8 protein-coding genes are annotated in these 14593 nt (G+C 70.9%); 3 read left to right on the top strand and 5 right to left on the bottom strand.

Annotated elements, in window-relative coordinates:
* The first annotated feature begins 17 nt into the window (after positions 1-17).
* Together OHT52_RS00815 and OHT52_RS00820 are read left to right on the top strand one after the other, a co-directional pair.
* Complete coding sequence (locus OHT52_RS00815) at positions 18-965, top strand: DUF1702 family protein (protein WP_443046444.1); 948 nt, start codon at positions 18-20, stop codon at positions 963-965.
* Complete coding sequence (locus OHT52_RS00820) at positions 962-2359, top strand: cytochrome P450 (RefSeq protein WP_328718128.1); 1398 nt, start codon at positions 962-964, stop codon at positions 2357-2359. Before OHT52_RS00815 ends, OHT52_RS00820 begins: the two co-directional genes overlap by 4 nt.
* Positions 2360-2602: 243 nt before the next feature.
* Here the strand turns inward: OHT52_RS00820 and OHT52_RS00825 are convergent, their stop codons facing one another.
* Genes OHT52_RS00825 through OHT52_RS00845 form a run of 5 tightly spaced genes read right to left on the bottom strand, consistent with a single transcriptional unit; the run spans position 2603 to position 12525 of the window.
* Positions 2603-3172, bottom strand: a complete 570-nt coding sequence (locus OHT52_RS00825) for a flavin reductase family protein (RefSeq protein ID WP_443046445.1) — start codon at positions 3170-3172, stop codon at positions 2603-2605.
* Between the two features lie 5 nt (positions 3173-3177).
* A complete protein-coding gene (locus OHT52_RS00830) occupies positions 3178-3654 on the bottom strand; it encodes an acyl-CoA thioesterase (RefSeq protein ID WP_328718131.1) in 477 nt (158 codons plus the stop codon).
* Entirely contained in the window at positions 3651-9536 is a 5886-nt protein-coding gene (locus tag OHT52_RS00835; protein ID WP_328718132.1) for a type I polyketide synthase, read from the bottom strand. Before OHT52_RS00835 ends, OHT52_RS00830 begins: the two co-directional genes overlap by 4 nt.
* Positions 9533-10552: an enediyne biosynthesis protein gene (locus tag OHT52_RS00840; protein ID WP_328718133.1), complete on the bottom strand. Its 1020-nt coding sequence runs from the start codon at positions 10550-10552 to the stop codon at positions 9533-9535. Before OHT52_RS00840 ends, OHT52_RS00835 begins: the two co-directional genes overlap by 4 nt.
* The gene (locus OHT52_RS00845; protein WP_443046447.1) at positions 10549-12525 is read right to left on the bottom strand and encodes an FG-GAP-like repeat-containing protein; all 1977 of its coding nucleotides are present in this window, start codon (positions 12523-12525) and stop codon (positions 10549-10551) included. The genes OHT52_RS00840 and OHT52_RS00845 overlap by 4 nt, the downstream gene beginning before the upstream one ends.
* A 306-nt stretch (positions 12526-12831) precedes the next feature.
* On the opposite strand from OHT52_RS00845, the gene OHT52_RS00850 reads away from it, so the two are divergent.
* On the top strand, positions 12832-14379 hold the full coding sequence (locus OHT52_RS00850) for a GMC family oxidoreductase (RefSeq protein ID WP_328718135.1): 1548 nt from the start codon (positions 12832-12834) through the stop codon (positions 14377-14379).
* Positions 14380-14593: the final 214 nt, after the last annotated feature.

The raw sequence follows: 14593 nt of genomic DNA on the forward strand, positions 1-14593 counted from the left end.
CGGTCAGGCGCCGTCTGATGACACCGAGCCACGACGAGACCAAGCTGTCGACACGGGGCTTCCACGAGAAGAGCCCCGAGGCGCGGGAGACGCTCGAAACGGTCGGGGCGACCTTCCTCGACGGGTACGCGTTCGCCGTCGAGGCGCGCGACCAGGACGAGGCGCACCAACGGCTGGAGCGGATCCCGGTGCGGTTCCGCGGCTTCGCCTACGAGGGCGCGGCGATGGGACTGGCCATGCTGGACGGACTTCCGGTACCCGGGAAAGGCCGCATATCGACCTTCCTGGCGGGCCACGGCGCCCCGCACGACTACATGGTGCACGTCGGGGTCGGCTGGGCGATGGCCCGGCTGCCCCGCTTCCGGTGGGCGTCCATCGCGCCCGCCGACCCACTGCTGCGCTGGCTGGCCCTGGACGGATACGGCTTCCACCAGGCTTACTTCCGTACCCAGCGCTATGTGCGCGAGCAGTACCGGGACCCGTCCTTCCGGTGGCCCGGCGACGAGACCCGGCGGTACGCCGGGCACGCCGTCGACCAGGGCATCGGACGGGCGCTCTGGTTCATCGGCGGCACCGACCCGGCCGTGGTCGCGGACCTGGTGGACGGTTTCGCGGCGGACCGGCATGCCGACCTCTACAGCGGGGTCGGTCTGGCCGCCTGCTACGCCGGCGGTGCCGACGAGGCCGAGTTGCTGTACCTGCTCGAACGGGCGGGCCGCTACCGGCCGCAACTCGCCCAGGGCGCGGCCTTCGCCTCGACGACCCGGGTGGAGTCGGGACTGCTGACACCGCACACCGAAATGGCCGCGCGACTGCTCTGCGGCATGCCCCCGCAGCAAGTCACCGAGGTCTGCTCGCGGGCCCGGCCCAACCCCGTCGTGGACGACCGGCTGACGGCGTACGAGGTATGGCGCCGGGAGATCGCCCAGCGGGTCTCCAGCGACGCTCCCGAGGCGCGGGCATGACCGGCGTGGACTCGGTACCGGCCCCGGTCCTGCCGAGCGGCGGCCGCCCGCGGCGGCCCCCGGGGCCGTCGCGGGCGAGCACCCCGGTGCTCCTGGCCCGGATGGCCTCCGACCGGCTGGCCGTGATGAGCGAGGCGGCGGCCACCTATGGCGACGCGGTACGTCTGCCGCTCGGCCCCAAGACCCTGTACTTCTTCAACCACCCCGACCACGTCCGCCGGGTGCTGACCGACAACAGCGCCAACTACCACAAGGGCATCGGCCTGGTGCACGCCCGGCGCGCGCTCGGCAACGGCCTGCTGACCAGTGAGGGCCCGCTGTGGCGAGCCCAGCGCAAGGTGATCCAGCCGGCGTTCCAGCCGCGCCGCATCACCCGGCAGATCGAGGCCATCGGCGAGGAGGCGCTGCTGCTGGCGGACCGGCTGAGGCTGTCGGTGGGCGCGGGAGCGGTGGACATCCGGCAGGAGATGACCGGGCTCACCCTCGGGGTGCTCGGCCGCTCGCTGCTGGACGCGGACCTGGGCGCGTACGAATCCATCGGCGAGGCCTTCGAAATCGTTCAGGACCAGGCCGTCTTCGAGATGATGAGCCTGAGTTCGGTGCCCACCTGGGTGCCGCTGCCCCTGCAACTGAGGTTCCGCAAGGCGCGAGCCGAACTGAACCGGATCGTGGCCGCGCTCGCCCAGGAGCGGGAACAGCACCCGGCTTCCGACGGCAGCCGCGACGACGTGCTCTCGCGCCTCATCGACGCGACGGCCGACGAGCGGGATCCGGCGGTCCGGCAGCACCGGATGCGCGACGAGCTGATCACCCTGCTGCTCGCCGGGCACGACACCACCGCCAGCACCCTCAACTGGGCACTGTACCTGCTGGACCGGCACCCGGAAGCGGGCGACCGGGTACGCGCCGAGGTCGACGAGGTGCTGGGCCACCGGCTGCCCACCATCGACGACTTCCACCGGCTCACGTACACGTCGATGGTGCTCCAGGAGGTGATGCGGCTGTACCCGGCGGTGTGGCTGCTGCCGCGCAAGGCGCTGGCGGCGGACGAGATCGGGGGCTTCAGGGTGCCGGCCGGCGCCGATGTGGTGCTGTGCCCCTACACACTGCACCGGCACCCGGACTTCTGGGAGGACCCGGACCGGTTCGACCCGGAACGGTTCGCCCCGGGCCGCTCCGCGGGCCGGCACCGGTACAGCTACGTACCGTTCGGTGCGGGACCGCGGGTCTGTGTCGGCAGCAGCCTGGGGATGATGGAGGCCACGGTGGTGCTCGCCGTCCTGCTGCGCCGGCTGCGGCTGTCGGTCCCCCCGGGCCACGAGGTACGGGCCGAGCCGATGCTGACCCTGCGGGTCAAGGGCGGTCTGCCGATGACAGTGGAGCCGCGGAACTGACGGTGCGGCGCCGGCAGCGGCGAGGACGGACCGGTCACGTGAACGGCCGCCCCGGGCAGCAGTCGCCCGGGGCGGCCGTTCGCGTTCCGGCGTCCGGCGCGGGCTACGGCTACGGGCTACGGGCTACGGGCTACGGGCTACGGGCTACGGGCTACGGGCTACGGGCTACGGGCTACGGGCTACGGCGGGCAACGCGGGAAGCCCGGCCGGGGTAGCCGGCCGGGCTTCCTGTTCGCATCGGGGTCAGGCGGCGACGCGGCGGAAGGCCCCGCCCAGGAAGAGCAGCGGATCCTCCCCCGACGCGTTGCCCGCGCCCAGAACCGAGCCCACGAAGATGGTGTGATCCCCCCCGTCGTGGATGGCGCTGAGCCGGCACTCCAGCCATGCCTGGACGTGGCCCAGCACGGGGGCTCCTGTGTACCGGCCGGGTTCGTGGTCGATGCCGGCGAACTCCGCCGCACCGCGCGGGCGCGAGTGGTCGGCGAAGTGCCGGGCCACCCATTCCTGGTCCCGGCTGAGCACGGAGATCGCGAACGCCTGCTCGGCCAGAACGAGTTGGTGGATGGCTGCCGACTTCACGACGCACACCAGCACCTGGGCCGGTTCGAGGGAGACGGAGGTGAAGGAGTTGGCGGTCATGCCGCGCGGCGCGTCGCGTCCCGCGGTCAGTACGGTCACCCCGGTGGCGAAGCGCCCCAGTACCCCGCGCAGCGCGGGACGGTCGTGGATGTCCGCCTCGGGCGTCTCCGCGGGAAGCGGCGGCAGGTCGAGCGGACCGGGCAGCGGAACGGAGGCGGATGGGACGATGGACATGTGGATCACCCCGCAGTAGTGGTGAGCGTCCGGGAGGACGCCGTACCGGTGACGCGGTACGGCAGCAGGGCGAGCCGCAGCGGCTCGGGGACCCTGGTCGGGCGGGTGTCGGTGTTGGGGCCGCGCATGCAGGCGATCCTCTGCTGCCCCCGGGCGACCAGGGTTTCGCTTCCGTCCGGACCGAGCCGCACGTAGTCGAAGGTGAAGGCGATCTGGGTCTGGGTGAGGTCCGACAGCCGCATCCTGATGGACAGTTCGTCGAAGGCGGTGATCTCGGCGAAGAACTCGCAGTCCACCTTCAGGGTGAACAGCTTGAGGTCGGCCCGGATGTCGGCGAGCACGTCGGGTGCCCGGTCGCGCAGGAACATCTCCCGGCAGCGGCCCTGCCAGCGGAGGTAGTTGACGTAGTAGACGTTGCCGACGAGATTGGTCTCCTCGAAGCCGACCAGGTGGCGGTACTCGTAGTGGTCCGGTTGCGTCATCGGGTCCCCTCGGTCAGCACGGTGAAGGACATCGGATCGGCGACGCCTTCCAGGGCGGTCGCGAAGGACGTGATGCGGTGTGCGCCGCCGCGGAAGGCCACCCAGCCGGCCGGCAGTCCCGCGTCGCCGTCCAGGCTCAGCGCGGCCACCGCGTGGCCCGCCTTGCGCAGTGTCTCCACCGCGCCCCACACCCGGGTGGCGGCCAGGCTCAGCGCCTCGCCCCGCCCCTCGGCGAGCAGCCGTGCCAGCGCCAGGCCGTCGGCGCCGAGCAGCGCCGCCCACTCGTCGGCCGGCCGCTCGGCGGCCACCTCGACGTCGCAGGTGACGGCCTGGTCGGCGACCACGGCGAAGGTGACACCCGCCGCGTGCGAGGAGGACACCCGTCGCGTGTCGGCCAGTTCGGGCCGTCCGTCGGGCCGGTGGTGCACCTCGGTGGTACGCCCCAGCGCCCAGCTCACCGCCTGGGCGGTGCGCTGCCGGCGCTCGTCCACCGAGGACCCGTCCACCGGGCCTCCGGGCAGCACGACGCACCGCAACGGGTGGCCGAGCGCCGCTTCGACGCGTCGTTCCAGGAAGGGGCCGAGCAGGGCCGGCAGCCAGGGGCCGGCCCCGTCCTGCTTGCGCACCGCCCGCAGCAGCAGGCCCTCCCAGCGCTCGACCAGCCGGCCCTCCTCGTCACGGACGTCCAGGTCGTAGAGGTAGCTGTCGCCGTCCCGGGACCGCTCGCGGGCGTCGAGGAACAGCAGTCGGCCGGTGTGTCGCGCCGGCCGGGCCGCGAGACGCAGCCGTGCCACGCTCACCGGCAGCAGTGTGGCGTCGGGCACGCACGCCTGGATGGAGTGCATGAGCGCGTCGCGGGTACCGGGATCGGCCAGTACCAGTTCGGCCGGGTGGTAGGCGGCGAACCAGTCGGTCCGGGGAGTGTCGTCGATCTCGGCCAGGCAGTGCTTGGCGGCCAGGTCCCGGTAGCCGAGCAGCCGCTGGAAGCGGTCGCCCTGGAAGAGCACCGGCCCGTACAGCTCACCGGGTGCCAGCGGCACCCGCGGAACCTGGTCGGTGACCGGAGCCGGGTCACCGACCGGCTCCGGCCCGCCGAAGCGCAGGGTGGCCCGGAAGTGGTCGGCCTGGAAGCCGGTCTCACTGCTGCGCACCACCGCCTCGACCGTGCCGGGTCCGGTGACCAGGGCGGCCACCCGCAGGGTCGTCGTGCCGCTCACCGGGACCACGATGGGCCGCAGGAAAGCCATGTCCTCCAGCACCGGGGTGTCCCGGTGGCCCGTCAGCGCGGTGGCCACCTGGGTCATGGCCTCCATGCCGAGGACGGCGGGGAAGAGCAGGTCGCCGTCCAGCAGGTGGTCGGCCAGGTAGAGGTCGCTGCCCGCTCCGAGTTCGGCGTCCGCGACCAGTTCGATGCCGGGGTAGTGCACCTGTACGCGTTCCAGGAACCGCAGCAGCGGGGGTTCGCGCTGCTCCAGGGTGAGCGTCGGCAGGCCGCCGGCGCGGCCCATCACCACCAGGGCCGGCGGGATACCGGGGTCGGCCAGCAGCCGGCCGAGCAGTTCCACGCCTTGGTCGGCGGGGATCGGCTCGATGCCTTCGCGGACCAAACCCTCCAGGACGCCCAGCCGCTCCCCCATACCGGCACCGGACCAGACCGACCACTCCAGTGCCAGGCAGCGGCAGTCGGGGTAGTCCTGCTGGAACTGGACGGTCAGCTCGGTGAGCCAGTCGTTGGCGATGGCGTAGTCCGCCTCGCCACGCAGTCCCGCCCGGCCGATGATGCTGCCGAAGGTCACGAAGAGCCGCAGCGCCGCCGGGTCGATCGCGGCCAGCACCGCTTCCACACCGTCGATCTTGGTGGCCAGCGTGCGGCGGAACGAGTCCTCGTCCAGGTTGGCGAGTGCCTGCGGCTGGTTGCGGCCCGCGCCGTGCAGCAGGCCGGTGACCGGGCCGAGCGCCTTGGTGATCTCGCCGACCGCGGCCTTGACCTGGTCGACGTCGGTGACGTCGGCCCGCACGTAGTGCACCCGGACACCGGCCGCCTCCATGCGGACCAGGTTGTCCGCGAGCTCGGCGTCCTCGGCGGGGTCGGAGCGGCCCATCAGCCCGATCGCCGCACCGCTCGGCCCGGCCAGCGAGATGGCGCACTCGGCGGTGATGCCCTTGCCGCCGCCGGTGATCAGTAGGACGTCGCCGTCATCCAGCGCCTGGTGGGTGGAGTCCGTCGCGAGCTCCACCGCCCGCAGCACCGGCTCCCGACGTACGCCGTCCAAGTCGTAGTGCACCTCACCGAATCCGGTGGTGGCCAGCACGTCCGCGGCGATCCGGGTGCTGATCCGCTCGGCGGCGTCGGCCGTCATGTCCCCGGGCAACGGCAGGGTGACGACGGTGACCGGGATGTCCGGTGCCTCCAGGTGCAGCGTCTTGGCCAGGCCCGCCGCTCCCCTGCGGTCGCCGACGGCGACCAGCCGGGTGCCGGCGGCGCGCCGGTCCGGGTCGAGCGCGGCTCGGGCGGCGGCGAGCATCAGGCCGGTGTGCTCCTGACCGCAATCGCGGGGCAGAGCGAGCAGGACGCCCCCGCCGGGCCCGGCCGTGCGCAACCGCTCGGCCAGCGGGCCGGCCAGCGGGTGCCGGTCGGAGGCGAAGACCTCCCAGTCGCCACCGGGCCCGGCGGCGGGGCCACCGGACGGCTCGGCCGGTGTCAGGTCGACCACGAACGGGCGCACCCAGCTCGCGACGCCGGGGGCGGCGGACGGCTGGTGGTCGTCGGGCGACTGCTCCGACAGCTCGTCGAGGAGTTCGGCGAGTTGCCCCAGTGTGGAGGTGGCGAAGGCGGTGGTGACCATGGGTGCGGAGATGCCCAGCTCCTGGGCGGCCTGGTTCATGATCTGGCCGACGGTGATGGAGCTGAGGTGCAGTTCGTCGAGCGGGTTGGCCGACGGATCGAGCGTTTCGAACGGGAGTTCGGCCCGCTCGGCGGCAAGCCGGAGCAGCACCTCCAGGCTGGAGGCGTCCTCCCCGTCGGCTGCCGTGCTGCCGGCGGTGGCCGCGAGAGCGGTGAGCTCGGGCAGCGCGGCCGGTACCGACTGCTCCAGCACGAAGTCCTCACCGTTGGACTCGCAGGGGCTGGCGAAGAACAGGAACTCCTTGTCCAGCGGCAGCGGCCGGGTGAAGCGCCCGGCGAAGAGCTGACCGTGCCGGACCGGCGCGCCCATCGTCCAGGCAGCGGCGACCGTGCCGAGCAGCCCGGTCAGTGACAGGGCGTCCGCCTCGGTGGCGACCGCGGGCACGTCCGGCAGGATCTCGGCGGCCAGCGACTTCAGTACGTGGCCCGGTCCGACCTCGATCAGCAGGTCGACCTCGCCGTCCATCTCCTGCAGCGCCTCGGTGAACCGGACCGGTTGCAGTACCTGGCGGGTGAGCAGGTCCACCACGTCGGTGTCGGCGGGCAGCAGTCCGCCGGTGACGGTGGAGACCAGGCCCTCGCCGATCCGGCCGAACCGCTCGGTCGTCAGGTGCTCGGCGAGTCCGGCCGCGGCGGGGGCGACGGCCGGTGAGTGGAAGGCGTGCGAGACGTTGATCCTCGCCACGCCGACGCCCTGTCCGGCCGCCAGCGCGCAGACTCGTTCGACCGCCGCGACCGGGCCGGACACCACGGTCTGCCGCGGGCTGTTGTAGCCGGCGATCACCACCGGCTCGCCGGCGGTCAGGGTCTCGGCGAGTTCGGGGGTCGTCGCGAGCGCCGCCATGGTGCCGTCGCCGTCGCTGGCCGCGGCCATGATCCGGCCGCGGGCGCCGGCCGCGCTCAGCACGGTCGGCTCGTCCATGGCGCCCGCCCAGTGCAGGGCGGTCAGTTCCCCGAGGCTGTGCCCGGTGGCCCGGACCGCCTCGATGCCGAGGATGTCCAGGATCCGCAGGCCCGCGACCGAGGCGGCCACGATCCGGGGCTGGGCGACGTCGGTGGCGACCAGGTCGCCGTCGGTGGGGAGCGAGAGCCGATCGTACAACTCGTCCACGGCGGCGAACCGGCGGCGCAGCGCGCCTCCGTCGCCCCGTTTTCCGGCGCCCTGGCCCGGGAAGAGGAAGGCGATCCGGGGGGCCGATCCGGCGCCGCCGAGGAAGACGCCCTTCTTGGTGTCCACCAGCGTACGGACGCCGGCGGCCAGTTGTCCGGCCAGCTCGGTGAGTCGCTCGGTGGCCTGTTCGGGCGAGGCGACGAGCACTGCGGCGCGCAACGGCCGGCCGTCCAGCTCGCCCTGCAACGTGGCTGCCAGGTCGCCGAGTTCGGCGTACGACAGCTGGGCGCAGAACTCGGCGAGGCGGGTCGCCTTCTCCCGCAGTTCCTCCGGGTCGGCGCCGTCCAGCAGGAACAGCTCGGCGTCCTGCCGGGAGGCGACCAGTCTGCGGGTGACGCTCGGCACGGCGCTGCGCCGCAGGCCGTCCGCGTGCTCGACGACGACGTGGGCGTTGATGCCGCCGAAGCCCATGGAGGAGACCCCGGCCCGGATGGGCATGTCCTCGGGCCACAGCTCGGCGCGGTCCGGGACCCGCAGCGCGGGCGCGGGGCCGAGGAGTTCGGGATGCGGGTCGAAGTGGCTGGTGGCGGGCGGGATCACCTGGTGGCGGACCGCGAGGATCGCCTTGAGGAGCCCGGCGACGCCGGCCGCGGCTTTGGTGTGGCCGAAGTTGCCCTTGACGGTGCTCAGGGCGGCCGGGGCGAGTGCACCCGCGGCGCGGCGTGCCTCGGAGAAGGCGCGCAGCTCGGTGGCGTCACCGACGGCCGTTCCGGTGCCGTGGCCCTCCAAGAGGCCGATGGTCTCCATGCCGAAGCCGGCCGTGCGGTAGGCGCGTCGTATGGCGAGCCGGTGGCCGCTGGCCTCGGGCCGGGTGATGCCGCCCTTCCCGTCGGAGGAGTAGCCCCAGCCGGCGATTGTGGCGTAGCGGAACCGACCCTGCGCGCGAGCGTCCTCGTCCCGCATCAGGACCAGCATGCCGCAGCCCTCGCCGGGCCAGAAGCCGTTGGCGCCCTTGTCGTAGACCCGCATCTCGCCGGTGGCGAGCGCGCCGGTCTTGGCGAAACCGATCACCTCGAAGGGGTCGATGCTCAGGTCCACACCGCCGGCCACCGCCACGTCCATCGTGCCGCGGGCCAGCGCGTCGCACGCGGTGGAGACCGAGAGCAGGGAGGACGAGCACGCGCCGTCGACGGTGAAACCGCCACCCTTGAAGTCGAAGTGGTTGCAGATGCGGCCGGCGATGGTGTTCGCCAGGCCGCCGGCCAGGGTGTCCTCGCCGATGGGCGGGAAGGCGCTCTTGTAGCGCTGTTCGAGGCCGTCGAGGAAGGCGGTGAGCGCCTCGTCGTCCCAGCCCTGCTCGCGCAGCGCGGCGCCGACGGTGCGGCGGACGTACGGCCAGCGCAGCCGCATCAGATTGGCCCGGCTGAACTCCCCGGTGAGGGTGTTGCCGATGATGACGCCGGTGTTGACGTCCGCCAGCCCCTCGCCGAACGGGAAGCCGGCGTCCTCCAGGGCACGGGCCGCGGTGTCCAGGGCGAGCCAGTGGGTCATGTCGGTGGAGCGGAAGGTGCTGCCCGCCACCCGGTAGCGGACCCGGTCGAACTCGAATCCCTCGATCACCGCGGCCTTGGCGCTGTAGAAGCGGTCGGGCGCGGTGGGGTCGGGTGAGTAGTAGTCTTCGGCGCGCATCCGCTGGTCGGGCAGTTTCCGGAAGGCACGGCGGCCCGCCAGCACGTTCTGCCAGAGCTGTTCGGGGTTCTCGGCATCGGGGTAGCGGCAGGCGATGCCGACCACCGCGATCCGGCCGGAGGGTTCCCGCTCGTCGTTCTCGGCCGTGGTCACGGGCCGCGGTTCGTGTACGGTCATGCCGCCACCGCCTCGTTGTCGGCCAGGCGCTGTGGCCCGGCGGGCTGCGCCACCGTGCCGCTCGTCGCGTCGATTCCCCGGCGTCGTTGCAGACCGTGGGCGACCCACCAGCCGATACCGCGGACGGCACACACGATCGTGGTGGCGAAGAAGAGTGTGTATACGACGTTGAAGAGCATCAGCAGCCCGTAGACCATGGCGACCGAGGAGCCGAACATGAACTGGTTGCGGCCCTTCGACGGGGTGGTGCCGGGGTCGGTGATCATGTAGTTGGTGAAGAGCACGAAGGCGACACCGCTCATCGGCCCGAGCGCGGACCAGATGGCCACGTCCCACAGGAAGTGGCGCAGCACCGCTTGGATGACGAAGCCGCCGAGCCAGCCGACGATCAGTGGTATCCGCTTGGTCAGCATGGCGTTGATGACCGTGCCCGCGGTGGCGATGACCAGGGGGATGCCCACCCGGAAGAACGTGTTCGCGTTCTCGGTGAACTCGTACGGCGGGGCGATGCTGATCCAGGAGCCGAACAGGAGCAGTGAGACGGTGATACCGAAGTTGGACGGGTTCATGTAGTGCCGCATGCGCCCGTTGACCGGTGCCTGGAGGACGTGCTTGCCGGCCACGCCGATGAAGACACCGAGCAGGACGGGCAGCAGCAGGTCGTTGGCGTAGAGCAGCATGTTCACCGCGAGCGCGGTGATGTGGGCGGGCAGCAGGAACTCGTACACCCTGCGGAACCCCCCGCCCAGGAAGCGGGCCCGGCGGTTCTGGGCCCAGGCGCTGATCACCTCCAGCACCATCTCGACCGCGTAGGCGAACGGCGCGCAGATGATCGGCCACAGCCAGGGCTGCTCGAAGCCGAGCAGGGTGTAGCCCAGGATGTTGAACACGCTCATGGAGATGGCGAAGTTGCGCAGCGCCAGGTAGCGGGGATCCCGGTTGGGTTTCTTCTTCGCGGCGTGGGGCTGGGCGTCGTGCGGAGCCGCCTTGACAGTCTGGGAACGGGTGTCGGTCATCGGCTCGTCACCTCCTGGATGTCGTCGGTGAGCATGAGGGTGTGGCTGCCCGCGGAGAGCTGCTGGGTCTTGGTGTGCAGGCCGCCGTCGCTGTCGCGCCACGTCAGGTGCGCTTTCACCGGGCCGGTGTAGGTGTCGAGGCCGAAGCGCACGTCGAAGCTGCGGAAGCCTCCGTGTCCGCCGCCGCCGTCGAGCTGGGCGATCTGCCGCCCTTGCGGCGTGGTGATGCTCACCGTGGCGCCGTACGCGGGCGAGCCGGGTGCGGCCAGGCCCTCTCCGGCGCCGGCGTCCGGCGCGGGCCGGTACAGCCGCAGTGTCAGGTCGTTGCCCAGCTTCGGGGCCTGGTTGGCGTAGAACGCCGGCGGACCCCACTGCCGGGCTATCGCGAAGTCCAGCGCACCGCTGCCGGTGGTGTCGGCGGTGGCGATCCCGCGGGTCGGGATCGGGACGTCGAGGCCGAGCTGCTCGCTCACGTTCGCGTACTTGCCGCTGCTGGTCCGGGCGTAGAACGCCATCACCTCGTCGCCGGCCAGATCGTCACCGGGGCCGACGTGCGGCCACATCGCGGGATTGGAGAGCAGGTTGTCGTTGGTCATGGCCATTTCCTGGAGCCACGGCCAGCGGTCGATGTCGCCCTTGACGAAGCCGTCGGCCTGCAGGATGTCCTGCTGGCCGCTGTTGAGGAAGTCGCCCATCTTCGCGTCCCAGCCCCAGCCGGTCCAGGCGACGCCGTTCTTCTGCGCCTCCTGCTTGAAGGGGGCGATGCCGTCCTGCAGTTTGGCCTTCGCTGCGGCGGGGCTGTCGGCCTGGTTGACCCAGAGGAAGTTGCTCTCCTCCAGGCCCCAGGCGACGGTGATGTTGCTGACCATCATGTCGAAGCTGCCGTTGCCGTCGACGTCACCGAAGTCGACCCCCATGCCCTTGAAGGAGCCGTTGCCGAGCACGAAGGACTTCGGGGTCGTCGCGGTGCGCTCGCCCTTGGCCTCCGTGAAGCGGATGTTGCCGGGGGTGGAACGGTTGTGCAGCAGGTGCCCGTGGCCGAAGTCGTTGGCGATGTAGACGTCGGGCAGACCGGAGCCGGTCAGGTCGGCGCCGGAGATGGCCAGCGTCCAGCCGGTGGAGTTGTCGTACGGGATGGCGTTCTTCTCCTCGATGAAGGAGACGTCCGGGTCGGTGCCGGCCGAGGCCTTGTACCAGCGCAGCACGTGGTCACCGCCGGCGTTCTTCGCGCTTGACAGCGAGTCGTTCATCTCGACGTTGTTGAGGCCGTTCGGGTCGAGCACGTCGGAGTCCGGGAAGTAGTTCCCGACGATCATCGACGGGTGGCCGCTGCCGTCGAGGTCGGCGACGTAGACGGCGTCGGTGTTCCACCGCGGCCCGTGGTACTTGCCGTCCAGACTCTGCGAGGCGACGACCTCGCGCGGGACGTACGCGGACGCGGACGGGGTCTTGGCGTCGGACTTCGCCAGGAACAGCACCGGAGTGCGTCCCCAGTAGGTGACCAGGAAGTCGTTGCGGCCGTCGCCGTTGAAGTCGCCGGGGGTGCAGCCGGTGGGCGCCATGGCGTCGTCCATCGGCAGCGGCTCGCCGTCCAGCACGAACGGGGTGAATCGGTCGCCGGTACGAGCGGTCGGCGTGTAGGTGACCACGACCGAGTCGGTACGGGTGTCGACGATGCACATTCCGTTGGCGAGTCCGTGGCCGGTGACATCGTTGACCGCGATGCTGGCCCCGACCGAGGAGATCCAGGCACGAATCTTCTCGTAGGCCGGGTTCACCTCACGGATCGTCCGCTTCGGCTGCGAGTCGTATCCGGGCGGCATCGCGATCGGCATCTCCTTGAACTTGTACGCCGCAGCGGCCTGGTCGCCCGCGACAGATACCGAAGTGCGGACGACGAAGAACAGCGAGGTCGCCACCAATATCGTGACCACCCCTGGTATGAGCCTGCGGAATCGCTGTCGGTACGACATCCCAAATCCCTCCCGTGAGCGAGAAATGAACAGCTGACCGAGGACATTGCGAATGTAATTCTGAAATTACTGTCGCAGCACCTGGCACTTGAGGATCTACCACCCCGGCAAGGGCTGCTTCTCTGACGTTGCCACGGTTCGAAGGAGGGCGGTGTCAACCCGTTGAAGCAACGCCTTCGGCCAGTGCGGGGGATATCCACGGCCCCGGGTCATCGAGCAGTCTCGGAGAAGACCGGATGCCGACTGCCTGAAAAACTCGAGTGAGATCGGACCCTGTCTCATCACAGTCTGGCGAGGTTTAAATCCATGACGCACACGTATGACGCGATCATCGTCGGGTCGGGCTCCGCGGGTGCGGCGCTCGCAGCCCGGCTGAGCGAGGACCCGGCCCGTTCGGTACTCCTCATCGAAGCGGGCCCGGACTTCCCCGATCCGGCCGACATCCCGCACGACATCACCAACGGCAACGCCATGTCGATGAGCAAGCACGACTGGCGCTACCGCGCGGAGATCATGGACGGCCGGCGCATTCTCTTTCCCCGTGGAAAGATCACCGGCGGCTCGTCCGCGGTCGGTGCCACCATCGCGCTGCGGGGTGTACCCGAGAACTACGACAAGTGGGCGGCGGCGGGCAATCCGGCGTGGTCGTACGAGCAGGTGCTGCCCTACTTCCGCCGGCTGGAGGACGACCTGAACTTCGAGGGCCGGTACCACGGCAAGGGCGGCCCGGTGCCGATCCGCCGGTTCCAGCCGGACGAGATGACCACCATGCAGCGCGCCTTCACCGAAGCGAGCCTGGCGGCCGGTTTCCCCGAGGTCTCGGACCACAACCACCCCGAGGCGACCGGTATCGGCCCGATCCCGTCCAACCGACGCGACCCCCGCTACCGGGTCTCGACGGCGATGGCGTACCTGACGTCCGAGGTTCGGGCACGGGTGAACCTGACCATTCGCAGCGGGACGCTGGTGCACGAGGTGCTCTTCGAGGGCGACCGCGCGGTCGGCGTCCTGGTCTCGGCCGGTGGCGGCGAGCCCGAGGAACTGCGGGCGCACAAGGTCGTCCTGTCGGCCGGCGCTGTCAACACCCCGACGCTGCTGATGCGTTCGGGAATCGGCCCGGCCGACGACCTGACCAGGCTCGGGATCGACGTCCGGCTGGACCGGCCCGGGGTCGGCGCCCACCTGATGGACCACCCACGGACCGGCGTGTTCATGCGGCCCAAGGAGGGGGCCCTGGACGAGAACGTGCCGTTCCTGCAGTCCATGGTGCGGACCACGGCCAAGGGGTCCACCGACTTCAACGACATGCAGTACTACATGGTCAACCACTTCGATCTGGAGCTCTTCCCCGAGCTTCAGATGCTGGCGGGGGCCTCGATGATCTTCGGTGTCATGGTGGTGGACCAGCAGCCGGAGTCGGTCGGCCGACTGCGGCTGACCTCGGCCGACCCGGCGGCGGGGCCGGACATCCAGCTCGACTTCCTCTCCACCGAAAGGGACTTGGAGAAGATGGTCCAGGGCGTCCGGACCTGCTGGGAGCTGGCCAACCACCCGGAGATCGCGGCGCGGGGCGACGGCTTCATCGTGTTGAACGACAAGCTCATCGAGAGGGACGCGATGGTCGAGCAGTACGTGAAGGTGAGCCTGGACAGCGGCTACCACCCGGTGGGCACGGCCCGCATGGGCGCCGCTGAGGACGCGGGCGCCGTGGTGGACGAACAGCTGCGGGTGCTCGGGGTGGAGAACCTGTACGTGGCCGACGCCTCGGTGATGCCGAGCATCGTCAACTGCAACACCAACCTCACCTCGATCATGATCGGTGAGCGGCTGGCGGACTGGCTGCGCGCCGAGTGAGCTGAGCCCGCCGAGCCTCCCCCGACGGCCGTTCCGGCGCCTGCCGCGCCGGAACGGCCGTCCGTATGTCCAGGTCCGGAAGCCGACGGCAGGCGCACGCAGGGCAATTTGAAAGACGAGACGCCGTGTCCATTCCTGCCACCATGAGAGAAAACAACGCCGCGATTACCCGCCGGACAGCAGACCGGATATTTTCCTGTTTTCTCCATTGGTT

It is taken from the genome of Streptomyces sp. NBC_00247 (assembly GCF_036188265.1).
GTDB lineage: Bacteria > Actinomycetota > Actinomycetes > Streptomycetales > Streptomycetaceae > Streptomyces.

Bases quoted from the DNA above. Each gene is read 5' to 3' on its own strand.
- OHT52_RS00815 (WP_443046444.1), top strand. From the start codon at position 18: ATGACACCGAGCCACGACGAGACCAAGCTGTCGACACGGGGCTTCCAC.
- OHT52_RS00820 (WP_328718128.1), top strand. From the start codon at position 962: ATGACCGGCGTGGACTCGGTACCGGCCCCGGTCCTGCCGAGCGGCGGC.
- OHT52_RS00825 (WP_443046445.1), bottom strand. From the start codon at position 3,172: ATGTCCATCGTCCCATCCGCCTCCGTTCCGCTGCCCGGTCCGCTCGAC.
- OHT52_RS00830 (WP_328718131.1), bottom strand. From the start codon at position 3,654: ATGACGCAACCGGACCACTACGAGTACCGCCACCTGGTCGGCTTCGAG.
- OHT52_RS00835 (WP_328718132.1), bottom strand. From the start codon at position 9,536: ATGACCGTACACGAACCGCGGCCCGTGACCACGGCCGAGAACGACGAG.
- OHT52_RS00840 (WP_328718133.1), bottom strand. From the start codon at position 10,552: ATGACCGACACCCGTTCCCAGACTGTCAAGGCGGCTCCGCACGACGCC.
- OHT52_RS00845 (WP_443046447.1), bottom strand. From the start codon at position 12,525: ATGTCGTACCGACAGCGATTCCGCAGGCTCATACCAGGGGTGGTCACG.
- OHT52_RS00850 (WP_328718135.1), top strand. From the start codon at position 12,832: ATGACGCACACGTATGACGCGATCATCGTCGGGTCGGGCTCCGCGGGT.